This window comes from Paenibacillus terrigena DSM 21567 (assembly GCF_000374845.1).
GTDB classification, from domain to species: domain Bacteria; phylum Bacillota; class Bacilli; order Paenibacillales; family Paenibacillaceae; genus Paenibacillus_K; species Paenibacillus_K terrigena.
The window spans coordinates 199,009-214,157 of record NZ_KB895419.1; the positions used below are offsets into that span (position 1 = coordinate 199,009).

13 protein-coding genes are annotated in these 15,149 nt (G+C 45.5%); 9 read left to right on the forward strand and 4 right to left on the reverse strand.

Going from position 1 to position 15,149, the window contains the following annotated elements; translation table 11 throughout:
- Positions 1–10: 10 nt before the first annotated feature.
- On the reverse strand, positions 11–904 hold the full coding sequence (locus tag C558_RS0121020; protein ID WP_018758274.1) for a LysR family transcriptional regulator: 894 nt from the start codon (positions 902–904) through the stop codon (positions 11–13).
- Between the two features lie 105 nt (positions 905–1,009).
- Between C558_RS0121020 and aroA the strand changes: the two genes are divergently transcribed.
- The 9 genes from aroA (at position 1,010) to C558_RS0121065 (ending at position 13,947) form a co-directional block, all read left to right on the forward strand.
- On the forward strand, positions 1,010–2,356 hold the full coding sequence (gene aroA / locus C558_RS0121025) for a 3-phosphoshikimate 1-carboxyvinyltransferase (RefSeq protein WP_018758275.1): 1,347 nt from the start codon (positions 1,010–1,012) through the stop codon (positions 2,354–2,356).
- Positions 2,357–2,375: 19 nt separating this feature from the next.
- Entirely contained in the window at positions 2,376–3,431 is a 1,056-nt protein-coding gene (aroC, locus tag C558_RS0121030) for a chorismate synthase (protein ID WP_018758276.1), read from the forward strand.
- A gap of 337 nt (positions 3,432–3,768) precedes the next feature.
- Positions 3,769–7,185, forward strand: a complete 3,417-nt coding sequence (locus C558_RS31565; protein WP_018758277.1) for an endo-beta-N-acetylglucosaminidase — start codon at positions 3,769–3,771, stop codon at positions 7,183–7,185.
- Positions 7,186–7,310: 125 nt separating this feature from the next.
- A complete protein-coding gene (locus tag C558_RS0121040) occupies positions 7,311–7,601 on the forward strand; it encodes a DNA glycosylase AlkZ-like family protein (protein WP_281167139.1) in 291 nt (96 codons plus the stop codon).
- A 169-nt stretch (positions 7,602–7,770) separates the two neighbouring features.
- Entirely contained in the window at positions 7,771–9,120 is a 1,350-nt protein-coding gene (locus C558_RS0121045; RefSeq protein ID WP_018758279.1) for an amino acid permease, read from the forward strand.
- 167 nt (positions 9,121–9,287) lie between these two features.
- Positions 9,288–10,088 (forward strand): hypothetical protein, encoded by an 801-nt coding sequence (locus C558_RS0121050; protein ID WP_018758280.1) that lies wholly within the window; start codon positions 9,288–9,290, stop codon positions 10,086–10,088.
- Between the two features lie 152 nt (positions 10,089–10,240).
- Complete coding sequence (locus C558_RS0121055) at positions 10,241–11,689, forward strand: spore germination protein (protein WP_018758281.1); 1,449 nt, start codon at positions 10,241–10,243, stop codon at positions 11,687–11,689.
- Positions 11,690–11,707: 18 nt separating this feature from the next.
- Positions 11,708–12,823, forward strand: a complete 1,116-nt coding sequence (locus C558_RS0121060; protein WP_018758282.1) for a GerAB/ArcD/ProY family transporter — start codon at positions 11,708–11,710, stop codon at positions 12,821–12,823.
- A complete protein-coding gene (locus C558_RS0121065) occupies positions 12,820–13,947 on the forward strand; it encodes a Ger(x)C family spore germination protein (RefSeq protein WP_018758283.1) in 1,128 nt (375 codons plus the stop codon). The genes C558_RS0121060 and C558_RS0121065 overlap by 4 nt, the downstream gene beginning before the upstream one ends.
- A 79-nt stretch (positions 13,948–14,026) precedes the next feature.
- Here C558_RS0121065 and C558_RS0121070 read toward each other — a convergent pair whose 3' ends face one another.
- The 3 genes from C558_RS0121070 to C558_RS0121080 are packed head-to-tail and all read right to left on the reverse strand — an operon-like array spanning position 14,027 to position 14,971.
- Positions 14,027–14,242, reverse strand: coding sequence for a DUF3955 domain-containing protein (locus C558_RS0121070; RefSeq protein ID WP_018758284.1), 216 nt, complete (start codon positions 14,240–14,242; stop codon positions 14,027–14,029).
- Between the two features lie 32 nt (positions 14,243–14,274).
- Positions 14,275–14,481 carry a helix-turn-helix domain-containing protein gene (locus C558_RS0121075; protein ID WP_018758285.1) on the reverse strand — a complete coding sequence of 69 codons (207 nt, stop codon included), beginning with the start codon at positions 14,479–14,481 and terminating at the stop codon, positions 14,275–14,277.
- A 10-nt stretch (positions 14,482–14,491) separates the two neighbouring features.
- Positions 14,492–14,971 carry a DUF2975 domain-containing protein gene (locus C558_RS0121080; RefSeq protein WP_018758286.1) on the reverse strand — a complete coding sequence of 160 codons (480 nt, stop codon included), beginning with the start codon at positions 14,969–14,971 and terminating at the stop codon, positions 14,492–14,494.
- Between the last annotated feature and the right edge of the window lie 178 nt (positions 14,972–15,149).

Below are 15,149 nucleotides of genomic sequence, written 5' to 3' on the forward strand. Positions count from 1 at the left end.
GTTCTGAAAATTATATTCCTTCCGAAGACGTACGTAGAAGCTGAACGAAACTTTCCGCTGCAACAGATAATTTCATGTCTCTTCTCACAGTAAAGCCTATGCTACGAGGGGGGAGGGGGTCGATGAGCCTCAGTTCAAACAGCTTGCCACGTAGAAGTTCTTCATGTACGAATGAACGACTAATGAAAGCGGCCCCGTATCCTAATCTTGCAAATTCAACGAGTAAGTCAACGCTCCCGAGCTCGATATCTGGCTTGACCAAGCACCCTTTATCCGCAAACCATTGTTCGATGAAGATCCTCGTACTACTCCCCTCAGATAGCAAAATCAACGGCAGCTCTGCAAGTTCCTCCGTTGTAAGCAATCGATCTGCGAGCTCCTGATACGCCTCCCCAACGACAAAACAATCCTCCAGCACAGCTAGCGGTTGAATATGTAACTTTGGCTCTTGAATGGGCATGTGTAAGACGCCACAGTCGATCTCGCCTTCTATGAGGCGCTGTGTGATTTCGGGTGTCTTCCCATGAGACAGACGAATGCGAATGCCCGGATATGCTTGATGAAAAGCATTCAACTGGGGCAACAACAGATGTTTGATAAGTGAATCACTCGCGCCGATACGGATTTCTCCTTCGTGCAGCTGCTTCAGATTATGAAGATGTTTCTGACCTGAATCCAGCATCGCAAACGATTGCTCCACATATTGGAGCAATGCTCTTCCTTCTTCCGTGAGTTCCACACCTTTGGATTGTCGATGGAACAATTTCAGTCCGAGCGCCTCTTCCATTTGTTTTATCGCATAGCTCACAGAGGGCTGCGTAATATGGAGCTGCTGCGCGGCTTTCGTTAAATTTCTACATTGGGCTGTATGCAGAAAGATACGATACCATTCGAGATTCATCATGATATAGATCACCTCTATGACTATAGGATAAAATTCCGATTTCACTTATTTCATCTTCCTTATTATAATCGGTATTAACCGATAAAACAAAAGAGGTGGACGGAAATGATATTAAATCAGCCGGACTGGGAAGCACGTTCCCCGTGGTCGACCCACAACGATAAACAAGAAGTGAGGATCAATCCTCCTAGATCACCCGTGAAAGGGAGCATTCGTGTACCAGGGAGTAAAAGTCTAACGAATCGAGCATTGATCATTGCATCACTTGCTGACGGAAAATCACAACTTCAAGGAATCTTAAAAAGCGATGATTCGTATTGGTGCATCGATTCGTTAACGAAGCTTGGTGTAAAGGTCGTCATTGATGGTGAGACCGCATATGTCGAGGGCACAGGAGGGGGATGGCCGAACAATGCAGGTGAACTATATGTCGGTGCTGCAGGAACGGTGGCGCGATTTTTGCCCGGAGCGCTAGCCGTAGGTCATGGAGCCTGGACCTTGAAAGGGAGTAAACGAATGAGCGAAAGGCCGCTCTCCCCATTGCTAAGTGCTTTGACGAGCTTAGGTGCGCAATTTGATTATCAGCAGTCCGAACGTTGTGTACCCTTTACGCTCCAAGCAAAAGGTCTACAAGGTGGAGAAGTCCATCTGCCAGGCTCTACATCCAGCCAATTTATAAGCGGGCTGCTATTAGCTGCTCCTTACGCTACTGAACAGATCACCCTACACATTGATGGTGAAGTCGTTCAACGGGACTATGTCCAAATGACACTCGATATGATGGCTTCCTTTGGGGTAACACCAGAAATATCCAATGACGGGCAATCCATCGTGATTCCTACAGGACATTATCAAGGGCAGTCTTATTTGCTTGAGTCAGACATTTCTACATGCTGTTATTTCTGGGCCACCGCAGCACTGACATCAGGGTGCATTCGGATTGAAGGGGTGAACGCGCAGAACGCGAGTCAACCAGACATTGAAATCTTAGATGCATTAGAGCTTATGGGATGCAGCGTTCTCCGTGGCGACAGCTTTGTCGAAGTGCAAGGCCCGAGCCAGCTCAAAGGTGGCTTTACCATGAGTATGAAGAAGTGGTCGGATCAGACGCTAACGATCGCAGCGATGGCTCCTTTTGCCGATGGACCGATTACACTGAAAGATGCTGCGCATATTAGGCATCATGAATGTGATCGTATTGCCGCGATCTGTAAGGAGCTAAGCAAACTCGGTATTCGGGTAGAGGAGCATCACGATGGCTTAACCATATATCCAGGCCAGCCGTCTACGGCTTTACTCGATTCGCATGACGACCATCGGATGGCGATGTCGCTTTCCTTGATTGGTCTAAGGGTACCGAATATACGGATTATGGATCCAGGGTGCGTGTCGAAGACCTGTCCAGATTATTTTGAACGATTGTCTGCACTCGGTGTAGACATCACATATTGAACGAGGGGGCGTATTGCAAATGGCAGGGAACACTTACGGTGAGATGTTCAAAATAACAACCTTTGGCGAGTCTCATGGTGCGGCGGTCGGTGTCATCGTGGATGGTGTGACGCCTGGCGCCGAGATCGACGAAACGTATATTCAGCGACAGATGGACAGACGGAAGCCTGGTCAATCCTCCGTGACAACACCTCGCAAAGAATATGATAAGATTCAGATTTTATCTGGTGTATTTGAGGGCAGAACAACGGGAACGCCACTCGCGATCATGCTGCATAACCATGACATGAATCCTAGTGCATACGATGATATCCAGCACGCCTTTCGACCAGGACACGCGGATTTTACGTATTTGCAGAAATACGGCATTCGGGATTATCGGGGGAGTGGACGCGCTTCGGGACGAGAGACAGCTGCGAGAGTTGCTGGTGGTGCTGTGGCCCGTAAAATGCTAGAGAACAGAGGAGTACAGGTGGTGGCCTATACCCGTGAGATCGGGGGGATTGCTTGCCAGACTTTCGACGAAGGAGCCATTGAACAGAATGCTGTGCGCGCCTGTGATCCCATAGCAAGTGCTGAAATGGTTCGTAAGATTGAGCAGTTGGCCCTGATTGGCGACAGCTGCGGAGGCATCGTAGAATGCCGGATTCGTGGGGTGAATCCCGGTCTTGGGGAACCGGTATTCGATAAGTTAGATGCCGAGCTCGCCAAGGCCATGCTCTCGATTGGCGCGGTCAAAGGCATCGAATTCGGAGCGGGATTCGCAGCTGCTTCCATGCTGGGAAGTGAGCATAATGACGCGATGAGCAGCGGCGGCTTTCTAAGTAATCATTCCGGCGGAATTATTGGTGGGATTAGTACCGGGCAGGAGATCGTATTTCGGATCAGCGTAAAACCGACTTCCTCGATTTCTGTACCTCAGAGAACGATCAACGTCAAGGGAGAGGAACAAGAGATTAAGACGGAAGGTAGACATGATCCATGCATTTGTCCGCGGATCGTGCCCGTCGTCGAAGCGATGGCATGTTTGGTGTTGGAAGATCATTACAAGCGGCAAGCTGCCATGCTAGGATAAGATCAGATAACGAGAGCCCCGGATTGATTCGGGGCTCATTCATGTACGTGTTACAGGAATACTTTGCTGTCGACGTACAACATGGGCTCTATCGAAGTCATGTGGGAGTCAATGGATACCTGTGTTTCGTTATTCCGAGAATACGAGTACATGAGGAGCCTCAACGCTGGAAGGGGCTCTTTTCTATGGAAGAAGTTAATGTCTCCAAATTTTTTAGTAGATGAAAGTGCTTACATCGATTAATATGTAGCTAAGGCCGATAGAAGGGAGGAACAGTCTGCTCGTACATATTGATTCGATGCGTTGGAAGCATCTTATACAATTCTAGGAGGAATACATGAAAAATAAAAATGCTAGATATAAGCGTATTTTATCTTTTGTATTACTACTCCCTCTTGTCGTTAGTATGATAACACCCGAGGCTTATGCCGCAGTGAATGGAGACGGAACGGATGTCATTAATGAGAATTATGCAGATCGGTTGAGCCTTCAGCCATTAGCACCGGCTTTCCGAGTTGAAACCCTACTGCGATGGTCTCCGAATACCGATCCAGACGCAGATTTGAACCGCGCAAGCATCCCCTTGAACACGAAACGATTCAAAGGCTCTCAGATAAACCCACTTGCACATCCACAGGCAGGCATTACCTCGGCTGCAATCACCACATGGAATCATGATGAAGCAAGCTCCGTCGGCAGCAATGAGTTCAATGTCTATGCATTTGATAACTGGCAGCTGTTAGATTCCTATATTTATTGGGCAGGAACCAATGAAGGCATTTTCGCCATCCCATCCCCGGACATCGTCGATGCTGCGCATCGCAATGGTGTACCTGTCTACGCAACCGTCGGATTCCCATGGGGCTCCGGAACCCCTGGCGCACTGGCCGAGGTCACGGCATTCACGCAGCAAAGTCCGGATGGAACGTTCCCCGTGGCGGACAAAATGATCGAAGTTGCTCAATACTACGGGTTTGACGGTTATTTCATGAACCAAGAGACCTATGGTGTGAGCAAGGCGACGGCAGAGCGTATGAATGAAATGATGCGGTACGTCAAGCGGAAATCGAACCTTCGGTTTAGTTGGTATGATGCTCAGTCCAATAATGGTAACGTATCCTACCAGAATGCAGTCAATAGCAATAACGATATGTATGTGAAGCCAGCTGCTGATGGGGCGTATGCGGTTGACGAGTTCTTCTTGAACTACAATTGGGGGACGAGTCAGATCAATACAACCGTTAGCACCATGAAAAGTCATAACCGTGATCCTTATGACGCTTATGCAGGCTTTGAAATCCAACAGAATTCGTATAATACCAATATTAATACAACGCCACTCCTCAATGAGCAGAAACAACCCAAAGTTTCGATCGCTCTCTATACACCGAACTCCACGATGGGAATAGCCGCAAATCCAGCAGACTTTCATGAGAAAGAGAAATATTTATGGACAGGTCCGCAAGGGGATCCAACGCTTGCCGACGATTCATCCAATTGGAAAGGGATGGCCCGATTTGTAACCGATTCATCGGTCATTCAAGAGATACCTTTTACAACCAATTTCAATAGTGGACACGGAAAACAATATTTTGCCGATGGAAAAATAGCCAGTTCACAAGAGTGGAACAACCGCTCCGTGCAAGATATTATGCCAACCTGGCGCTGGTGGATTCGTAGTGTTGGAAGCAGAATCAATGTATCCTATGACTTTGATATGGCTTATAACGGCGGGAATTCGCTCAAATTCAGCGGTCCATTAAATGCGGCTTCCGTGAATGACGTCATGCTGTACAGTACCAAGCTTCCGGTCACAGACAAGACAAAGGTTCGACTGGTGTATCAGAACAAGGCGGGAGCCGATGTTTCGCTTGGCGTGGCTTACAGTGCGGATTATGCACAGGACCAGATGAAGTATTATGCGCTGCCGAAGACCGGTGAAGGATGGCAATCGACAGTTATCGACCTGGGCGGAGAATCGGGGAAAACTGCGTATGCCCTAAGTCTTCGTGTTAGTAATACCGATAACCTGGAGAATACTGCGATTCATTTAGGCCAAATTTCTGTCTATGATGCAACCGCACCAATACTATCCGCACCGGAGAATGTCAAGATCGATGAGCAACTGATACGGACCGCCTATGATGCGGAAGCTCGTATGAGCTGGTCGCCGAAGCCGAACGTGCTCCATTACGAAGTCTATCAAAAGAATGGGGATGGGGCTGCAACACTCCTTGGTGTCACGCCGAATACCCACTTCTATGCATCGAATATGACGAGAACGGCTGCGAATGCTTCGCCAGATAATATCAGAACGCTACAAATTGTGCCTGTGAATCAGGACTATAAACGAGGTACAGCGACTGAAGTTGCATTCCAGTGGGGTATAGACACTTCAGCGACGGAAATTAGTGACCATTCGTCCTCGCCGAATGTCGCGCTGCACGCCAAAGTAACAGGGGTATCGGCTGAGAACGAAGCTGAGCCTGCTGCGAAGGCACTGGATGGAACAGCGACAGGGAACAGTAAGTGGTGCGCTACGAATAAACAGAGCGGTTACATGTCGATTGATCTTGGCGAGACGAAGACCATTCGCCGTTGGCGTGTGGAGCATGCCGAATATGGCGGTGAAGCCAAGGACATGAACACGATTGATTTCGAGCTGCTGTACAAGGATGAATCAGGAAATTGGATCAGCGCCAAGCGGATTCGTGATAATCACAGCGCAGTGACAGATATTATCCTGGATCAGCCTGTGACAGCCCGTGAATTCAAACTTCAAGTATATAATAGCGGTTCATCCCCATGGGGAGCGATCCGTATCTATGAATGGCAGATGTTCGAGCGGGGAGCTTTGCCGAAAACCGAGAACATCATGATGCATTTCGTAACCGCTAAGAATCTGGAAGGAGCTCAGGATCAAGTTGTACTGGAACGCGTTCGTCAGGGTCAGACGGTTCGATTATACAAATCATTGGATGTGAAGGAAGCATTAACGGAGAAAGTCGCTCCCAAAGACGGTACCTTAACGATTGAAGGGTTGGATTTCGGCCTGGCAGCAGGAAGAATCTATTACACGGTGCAAAGCGATGGATCTGATGAAAGTCTCAAGTACAGTACGGCATACGCCAAAGAACCCGGATCCAACCAACCCGAAACAACACTTACGGCTGATAGCAGCGTTGAATCCGGCAAGGAGTTCGGTATGAAGTTCGGACTTCGCGACGTAACCCAGAGCGTATACGCGCTGGACATGACGATGGAGTACGATTCGAAGTTGTTCCAATTTATCTCTGCCGATCCAGCTAAGGATGGAATCAGCCTCGTGTCGACCGTCAAAGACCAGCCTGGCAAACTGCGCTTCATTATAGCAAGTAACGGAGCCGAAAATGGCATGAAGGGTGATGTACAGCTATTGAAGCTGAAGTTCAAGGCAGCCAGGGTTGAAGAAGCCGCTGCAGCATCCATCTCAGTCAAAGATGCCATAATGGGCGATGATACAGGAATGGAAACCAAGGCATCTCCTATTGCGATTTCTGTTCTGATCAAGCCGGAGATCGTCTATCCAGGCATACCGGGTGATGTGAACCAGGACGGCAAGGTAAGTATCGGAGATTTAGCGATGATCGCAGCGAATTACGGTACAACTTCCACAAGCCCGGAATGGGAACGCGTCAAACATATGGATGTGAACAAAGACTTGAAGATTGATATTGAGGACCTTGTGTTTGTGGCGAGCAAGATTATACAGTAAGAACTCGAAAGATATGGAACGTACAACGAATTCATTGATCCCGTTAAGTCACTGACTTAACGGGATATTTTATTTGATATGTCCCATGAAAACATCACCACGCTCTAAGAATTGATCATCGACAAATAAGTCTTCAGAGAAACCAAGCTTTTGAGAAATTAATGGATGAACAGTGGATTATTGAAGTTAAAGTGGAGGGACTCCAATATCCATTTTTTATACGATCCATAGACATCAACATTCTACATAAGGGCATAGAACATAACACAACCGATAAGAGACCTAGTATACTCGCTCCGCTCGATAATTTATTATGGGATCGGACGTTAATCAAAGATTTATTTGATTTTGAATATCGATGGGAAGTGTATAAGCCAGTCGCTGAAAGAATATATGGTTATTATGTATTGCCTTAGATCAAGATTTTAAATTTGATTCATTTTAAAAGACCTATCACACGGACGCAAATTTTGTTTACATTTTGACATCATCCGACATCCTGCATATTCACAAATTTGCAAATAAGGTTATACTGGTATATGCGTTTTAAATAACATACATGAATTGCACATCAGGAGGATATGGATGGGACAAACAGAGGGATCATTACAAAAAAAATTAAAACCTAGACATATAAGTTTTATGGCTATGGGCGGCGTGATCGGAACAGGAATTTTTAAAGGCAGCGCCGAAACGATCGGACTGGCAGGTCCAGGGGTTATCGTATCCTATGTAGTTGCAGGATTGCTGCTGCTAGTCGTTATGGCTGCAATGACAGAAATGGCGACTGCATATCCAAATCGGAATATGAAGGACTTTATCCGAGAAGCGTTCGGAGAAAAGGTCTCATTCACTATGGGTTGGATGTACTGCTTTATGTGGTTGTCTGTATGTGTTATAGAGGTTATTGCTGCGGGCAGCTTTCTGCAATATTGGTTCTCAGATGCGCCGTTATGGTTGCTAAGTCTGGTCTGTGCCGCCTTTATTATTATTATTAATTTGATGAGCGTAGGTACCTTTGGAGAATTTGAATTTTGGCTGGCGGGCATTAAAATTGCCATGATTATCATTTTTATCGTGTTGGGTGGATGTCTGATATTCGGTATTATTCCAAGTGATAATACGCCTTATTTGCAAAATTTCACGAATTCCGGAGGGTTTTTTCCGAATGGCTGGACTTCAGTATTATCTGCAATGCTTGTCGTAATGTTCTCCTACGGTGGGTCTGAGCTGATCGGATTGACTCTTAATGAAACGGAGAACGCTGAACGTTTATTACCCAAGGTGGTTCGTAATTTTATATTACGAATCATTCTGTTTTTCACCCTGCCGATTCTGGTTATCTGCGGTTTAATTCCATGGAATCAGTTGGGATCGGAGAGCAGTCCATTCGTACAAGTGCTTTCAGCGACCGGGCTGTCGGGCGCAGCTCATATTATGAATTTCATCCTGGTCACGGCTGTTCTATCGGCGGCCAATTCTGGTATTTACGGTGCATCACGAATGCTATATTCCTTGGCTGCAGCAGGAGAAGCTCCTAAATCACTAGCCAAGACGAACCGGAAGGGTATTCCGGTAAATACGCTTTTGCTATGTGCGGTCATTTTGCTTGCCGGCTCCTTGTTGGGGCTAATCGCACAAGATCAGCTTTTCCGTATTTTGATGGCTGTTCCGGGATTCGTTGTGATTTTGGTTTGGATTTGTATCGCTTTATCCCAGTTGAAGCTGCGTAAGCAATATCCTGTTAAGCCTACCTTCAAGGTTTGGGGATATCCTTATGTAACAGGATTTGTAGTTTTGTGTCTCGCTGTTATTGCAACCATGTTCCTGTTAGACAGTCAGAACCGAATTAGCATAGGGACTTGCCTTGCAGTCCTGCTCATTCTGATCGTAACGTCTTTTATCAAATTCCGTTCCAAACCATGTAGGAAATAGCGATGAGAACACACGTTCCGAAAATTAGTTGACATTCCATCTCTTCGAATATATACTATTATCAAATCGAAAGAGTGCGGGCGAAGCACCTCGCAGGATTGGCTATCAAGCCATTCTTGTGGGGTGCTTTTTTGCGCTTCTTTTGTAAATCATATGAGGTTAGGGAGATGATTGATTTGTTGCAAAGAAGAGGTGCATATAACCGATATAAGATCGGTCTAGTAGTTCTAATTTTATGTTTCTTGCTGTTCCTGGTTAGACCCCCATTTGTAGAAGCTTCAGATACTGGGTGGGATAGTGCGTTAACAAGCATTGATCAATTGCATGATAGCTTTTCCGCTTTAGAATTAACCAACAAACAGGATAAGCAGCAAATTCAGGTACTGCGCAAGCAAAACAATGAGAAGCTAAAAGAAATCAATATTCAAGTCCAGCATATAGACAAGGAGAAGCTCGACAGGTTGAAAACGGAAGCAGACAAGAGTCGAAAGAAATTCGCACCTTTGCTTGCGGAATACACTGATATTGGCAAGAAAGCAACAGAAGCCAGGAAACGTAAAGATCATAAATCTGTTCTTCTGTTTGAACTCAAGCGGAACCGTATGAAGGCTTCTGTTCTTGCAGCACGACAGGAGATCATGTTGAAAAAGGATGCTTTAACAACTGCGAAGAAGCAGGCGTCCGATAAAGCCAAAATTGTAAATGATATTTTAGTACCGGTGAAAACGCTAAAAAAACAAATTACAGCTGAGAACAAAAAAATAACAGATTTCAATAAACAAAGAATTGAGGCTGACAAACGTTATAAAGCAGCTGTCAAGCAGGGGGATGCCGTGAAGGTAGCTACAGAATTGAGATTAATCGTTGGCGATCTATATCAAATTCATGCATCACAGAAAAAAATAAACGAATGGGAGACGATGATTCGGAGTGCCATTTATGCTGCAGAGGCCAAGCTTCCGAAATAAACGAATGGAAGAAATGCGAGATTACAAGCTGCAATGATTCTGAGGAAACCCAGTTGTTTTGATGTGTTGTCATTTCTTTCCGTATGGTTTGTCCTTGAGATGGGTACAATTTAACTGATTTTCCCAAGTCGGTAAGAAAGGTGCGGATTGAAATGACAGACTTCGTTGACACATTACGAGACCAATTCGCATTACGATTTCAGGATCATACGAAGATTGTTATTCGTGCCGTTTCATCCAATACGGCTGTATGTTATTTGCCTGAGCTTGTGGACACAGATATGCTAAACAAGTTCATTCTTGCGCCGCTGCTGCAAGTGAAATGGATTCCGAATTCTGAAGACCTTATGCGAATATTGACGGTTGGAGAAGTTAAGCCATTAGAATCGTTGAACGAGGCCATTCCTCTCATGATGAAGGGGTGGGCTTATGTCGCGACAACGGATATAGGAGTCGTCGCGAATGTAGCTAATCTGCCGAAACGGCAGATCGGCGCTCCCGAGAATGAGACGACGATCCTTGGCCCGATGCTCGCCTTTTCCGAGTCGATTGAGACCAGTACAGCGTTACTGCGTTCATCGATTCCAGATCCATCTTTACGGAATGAGGAGCTACACTTTGGGAATAAGCGGCATACCCTCATTCGGCTGATGTTCATGTCGGACCGTGTTGAAGAGAACTGCGTCAATGTGGTACGACAACGGATCGAACAGCTTCAGAACAATGATGTCACCGGAAGCGCCGAACTCCTACACATGATTCAAGACAACGACAGCAGCATTTTTCCGCAGATGTTGTTAACAGAGCGCGTTGACTTGGCTAGTCACTCGCTGCTTGAAGGAAAAATCATCATACTCGTTGACGGAAGTCAGTTAGCGATTATCGGTCCGACGGAATTTACGGATTTTTTCTTATCCACGGAAGATCGCTATATGGGCTGGGGCATCGGGACATTTCTCCGCTGCCTGCGGATGCTCGCACTATTTATCTCGGTCTATTTAACACCGGCCTATGTGGCTGCATTAACGTTTCACTATGAGATCATTCCATCTTCTTTACTCGTGTCTCTCATTGAATCGAGATCAAAGGTGCCGTTTCCGCCCTTATTCGAGACGCTAATTCTTGAGATTACGATGGAATTGCTTCGGGAAGCTGGTGCAAGGCTACCTACCAAGGTCGGTCAGACGATGGGTATTGTTGGGGGTATCGTGATCGGACAAGCGGCAGTACAAGCAGGCTTTACGAGCAACATTCTAATCATGCTCGTTGCGCTTGCAGCGCTGGGCTCCTTTGCTACACCGAATTATTTTATGAGCAGTACACTCAGGCTCGTACGTTACCCAATGGTCATTCTTGCAGGTTTCTGGGGTAGCATTGGGATCGTCTTTATGTCTCTCTTGGTGGTGATCCATTTAATTCGTCAGACGAGCTTCGGGCAACCTTATTTTTACGCCATTCACCCGAAGGACCAATCGAACACCTTAAGCCAAGATATGCTAATGCCTGAGCCTAAGGGGCTGACCTCGACAGGACACAGTATCCGTAAATTTATCAAGTCATTCCGTTTATCCTCGTTATGGGCAGGGGATATCGACAACTAACTTCGTTAAGGTGGCAAAATGACCAATCCTGAGCATACACCAGCCAAATACCATTTCAAGGCATATATGCTGTTGTTCCTGATTCCCAGTGTTCAGATTGGCGTTGGGATCTTTGGATTCCAGCGGTACATCTACAAGGAATCAGGGCATGATGCATGGATCTCCGTTATCCTTGCCGGCATTGTGACCCATATTGTGATGTGGATGATGATCACGACCATGAAGAAGAACAATGATGATGATCTGTACGATATCCATTGTACGTTGTTCGGCAAATGGATCGGTAATGCATTAAGCGTTGTTATCATGCTATATTTCATCACGAATATGACAGCCATTGTTCGAACCTACATCGAAGCCGTACAATCGTGGATTTTCCCTGATTTCCCAACTTGGTTGTTAGGTTTAATCTTAGTCGTCTTGATGGTGTATGGCAGCCTTGGTGGGATCCGTGTCGTACTGCAGCTTAGCTTTATTAGTTTTATTATGATCGCGGCGACGACGATCTTGTTCTATTACCCGCTGCAATACGCAGATTGGCGGCGTCTGCTACCGGTCTATGATACCACGGTACAGCATTTGGTCGCGGGAGCGATGAAGATGGGCTTTACAATTGCTGGATTTGAAGTGATTTTCTTCTTATATACGCTTGTGAAAGATAAGGACAAGGCATTACGGTATGCCCAGGGCAGCATTCTATTTAGCAACTTGCTATACCTCATCATTATGGTGATCTCCATTGTATATTTCAGTGAGAATCAGATGCCTAAGACGATCTGGGGCTCCATCAACTTATTAAAAATCATTAAGTACCCGTTCTTGGAACGGATCGAGTTCATCGCAATCCCATTCTGGATGTTCGTCGTCTTACCGGGATTTATGATGCTGGCATGGATTCTCGTCCGGGGAACGACCAGGATTTTCAAATGGAACCAGAAGCTCACGATTTATGGAATCGCAGCCGTCGTACTCATTGCTTCTACATGCTTCCAGAATCGTCGGCAAATTGATCAGCTGAATGATTATATCGGACAATATTCGGTTGTTATATCGTATTACTATCCATGCTTGTTGTTCATCATGACGTATGTTCGTCAATGGTGGAAGGATCACAAAGGGAGTAAGGAATCATGAAATCGATGTGGAAGATTGCCGTGCTTATCATCATAAGTTTATGCCTGCTTGTAGGTTGTGTGGGGACCAGTGTGCTAGAAAAGCTCGGTCTTAGTGTAGCGGTCGGGTTTGATGGGCTACCGAATAACAAACTCAATGTCACGTCCGTCATACTTAATCCCACAACAGAATCCGCCAAAAAATCCAAAGTGATATCTACGATTGCGAATAGCTCTAAGGGTGCACGGATTAAAATCAATAGCATGATATCGCACAGCTCCGTCAGTGGGCAAATTCGTGTTGTTATATTTGATGATCAATTAGGTAAGGCAGGCGTTTCCGATGTGGTCGAAAATTTGACTCGAGATCCTTTTCTGGGTGACAGTATTTATCTAGCCATGAGCAATGGATCGGCGCACGAATTATTATCGCATAACTATCCACAAATTCCGGATATCGGAACGCATTTGTATGAGATGATTCAACAGCACATCGAGGATGATTGGGTTCCCTCGTGTACCGTTCAGGATTATCGTAGTGCGATGTACAGCATCGGCTCGGACGCTGTCCTTCCTATTCTTATGAAGAAAGATGATAGCGTTGAAATATCGGGACTCGTCCTCTTCCGAAATGATAAGGCTGTGGGTACCATCGGGCAAAGCGAGGGATATTTGCTCAAGCTGCTTCGAGGCAAACAGAAGGAATATTTACAAGAAATCGGGATTGACCGTATTGAATTAGAGCCGCATTTGGTGAGTCATAAGGGCGGAAAAGTACGTGTCGTAATTTCCAATATTGGGAGCAAGGTTCGTATCCGTCTTACTTCCATGAAGCCGCTCCAGTTCCAAGTTCACGTGCATATGAATGTAGAATTGCAGGAGATTACGGACCGTTATGATTTCAGCAAAAATGAAGCGAAGAAACTTCTTGAGAAGAAGATCGGCGAAGAGCTGCAAAAAGAAACCGATCAACTGATCCAGAAGCTGCAGCGTATGAATTCGGATGCGGTCGGTTTCGGAAATGTATATCGGAGCAGTGTAAGGAATGCCCATCTCACACGAGACAAATGGGGAGAAAAATATCAAAAAGCGAAAATTCAAACCCAATTCCATGTGAATCTCATTCGTACGGGGACAATTGAATGAAGCTGGAGTTCGTCTTACACAAAGCGTAACGACGCAAAAAAGACGACATCCTTCCTTAACGAAGGGATGTCGTCTTTTGTTATCTTTGCCGTATCTTCTTCACCGTCGAGGTGATACCTGTGTACAGCAGAGCAATAATGCCGCTGAAGAAGAATAGATAACCGATTAGGATGAGAAAGAAAGGTTCATGCAATGTCCCGTCAGAATCGACACTAGACCCGATCATTGCATAGATTGCAAAGCATAGAACGCTTAGAAGCAGGGGAGTGGAAGCAATCACAAATTTTCTTTTCATGTGTAGATCTCCTTTTATACCGATCTCGTTGTTTAATCTCTTTTGTATTCCAGAATGTCACCGGGCTGACATTCCAGAACTTCACAGATTTTCTCTAAGGTTGAAAATTTAATCGCTTTTGCTTTCCCGGTTTTTAATATCGATACATTCGCCATCGTAATGCCAATCTTCTCGGATAACTCCGTGACGCTCATTTTTCGGCGGGCCAGCATAATATCAAGATTAACTATAATGGACATCGTTCGTACCTCATATCGTTAATTCGTTATCTTCTTGGATTTCACTCGCTTTGCGAACGAGATGAGAGAGCATGGATGTAAATACCGCGATGATGACCGCGCAGAAAATCATGAGTAGTATAAACGTGAACATGTAAACGTGAAAGCTTGAGCGGATGACTAGATACAATAATGCACTGACATACAGTACGCATTCCACCATCGCTAGGATGCTGATCACTTTCAGTCGAGAGGCATTCGTATCGGTAAAAGTTTGGTCGGCACGAATATCCGAGCAGATGTTCCATCCGAGCAGCAGTGCAATAAAGAAAGGAATTCCTGTAATCCATAGAAAGGCGATAAATGGATGATAGAGCGCCTTCAGACGCTCGAAAGGCAATAGGAGTTCTTTTCCCAGTTCAGGTCCTAAATAAATACATAACAACAATCCGAAGCATCCGCTAAACACGATAATCATTTTTAACCATTGAGATAATTCTTGCTGCTTCATTGTAACCTCCTGTCTTCCGGTAACATTGATATTAATTCAACAATAATTATTAGTCAACAAATATTTATCGTATAACAATAAATATTGATCGTTATTCAAAAAAACAAACCGTAACAGCATCTCGATGTGATTCAACGTTTGGAAGTAAAGGAATGAATTTGATATAATGGTGCAATTG

Excerpts from the sequence above, each read along its gene's own strand:
- C558_RS0121050 (WP_018758280.1), top strand. The coding sequence starts at position 9,288 with ATGATTGATTTGTTGCAAAGAAGAGGTGCATATAACCGATATAAGATC.
- C558_RS31565 (WP_018758277.1), top strand. The coding sequence starts at position 3,769 with ATGAAAAATAAAAATGCTAGATATAAGCGTATTTTATCTTTTGTATTA.
- C558_RS0121055 (WP_018758281.1), top strand. The coding sequence starts at position 10,241 with ATGACAGACTTCGTTGACACATTACGAGACCAATTCGCATTACGATTT.
- C558_RS0121020 (WP_018758274.1), bottom strand. The coding sequence starts at position 904 with ATGATGAATCTCGAATGGTATCGTATCTTTCTGCATACAGCCCAATGT.
- C558_RS0121080 (WP_018758286.1), bottom strand. The coding sequence starts at position 14,971 with ATGAAGCAGCAAGAATTATCTCAATGGTTAAAAATGATTATCGTGTTT.
- C558_RS0121070 (WP_018758284.1), bottom strand. The coding sequence starts at position 14,242 with ATGAAAAGAAAATTTGTGATTGCTTCCACTCCCCTGCTTCTAAGCGTT.
- C558_RS0121045 (WP_018758279.1), top strand. The coding sequence starts at position 7,771 with ATGGGACAAACAGAGGGATCATTACAAAAAAAATTAAAACCTAGACAT.
- C558_RS0121060 (WP_018758282.1), top strand. The coding sequence starts at position 11,708 with ATGACCAATCCTGAGCATACACCAGCCAAATACCATTTCAAGGCATAT.
- C558_RS0121075 (WP_018758285.1), bottom strand. The coding sequence starts at position 14,481 with ATGTCCATTATAGTTAATCTTGATATTATGCTGGCCCGCCGAAAAATG.
- aroA (WP_018758275.1), top strand. The coding sequence starts at position 1,010 with ATGATATTAAATCAGCCGGACTGGGAAGCACGTTCCCCGTGGTCGACC.
- C558_RS0121065 (WP_018758283.1), top strand. The coding sequence starts at position 12,820 with ATGAAATCGATGTGGAAGATTGCCGTGCTTATCATCATAAGTTTATGC.
- aroC (WP_018758276.1), top strand. The coding sequence starts at position 2,376 with ATGGCAGGGAACACTTACGGTGAGATGTTCAAAATAACAACCTTTGGC.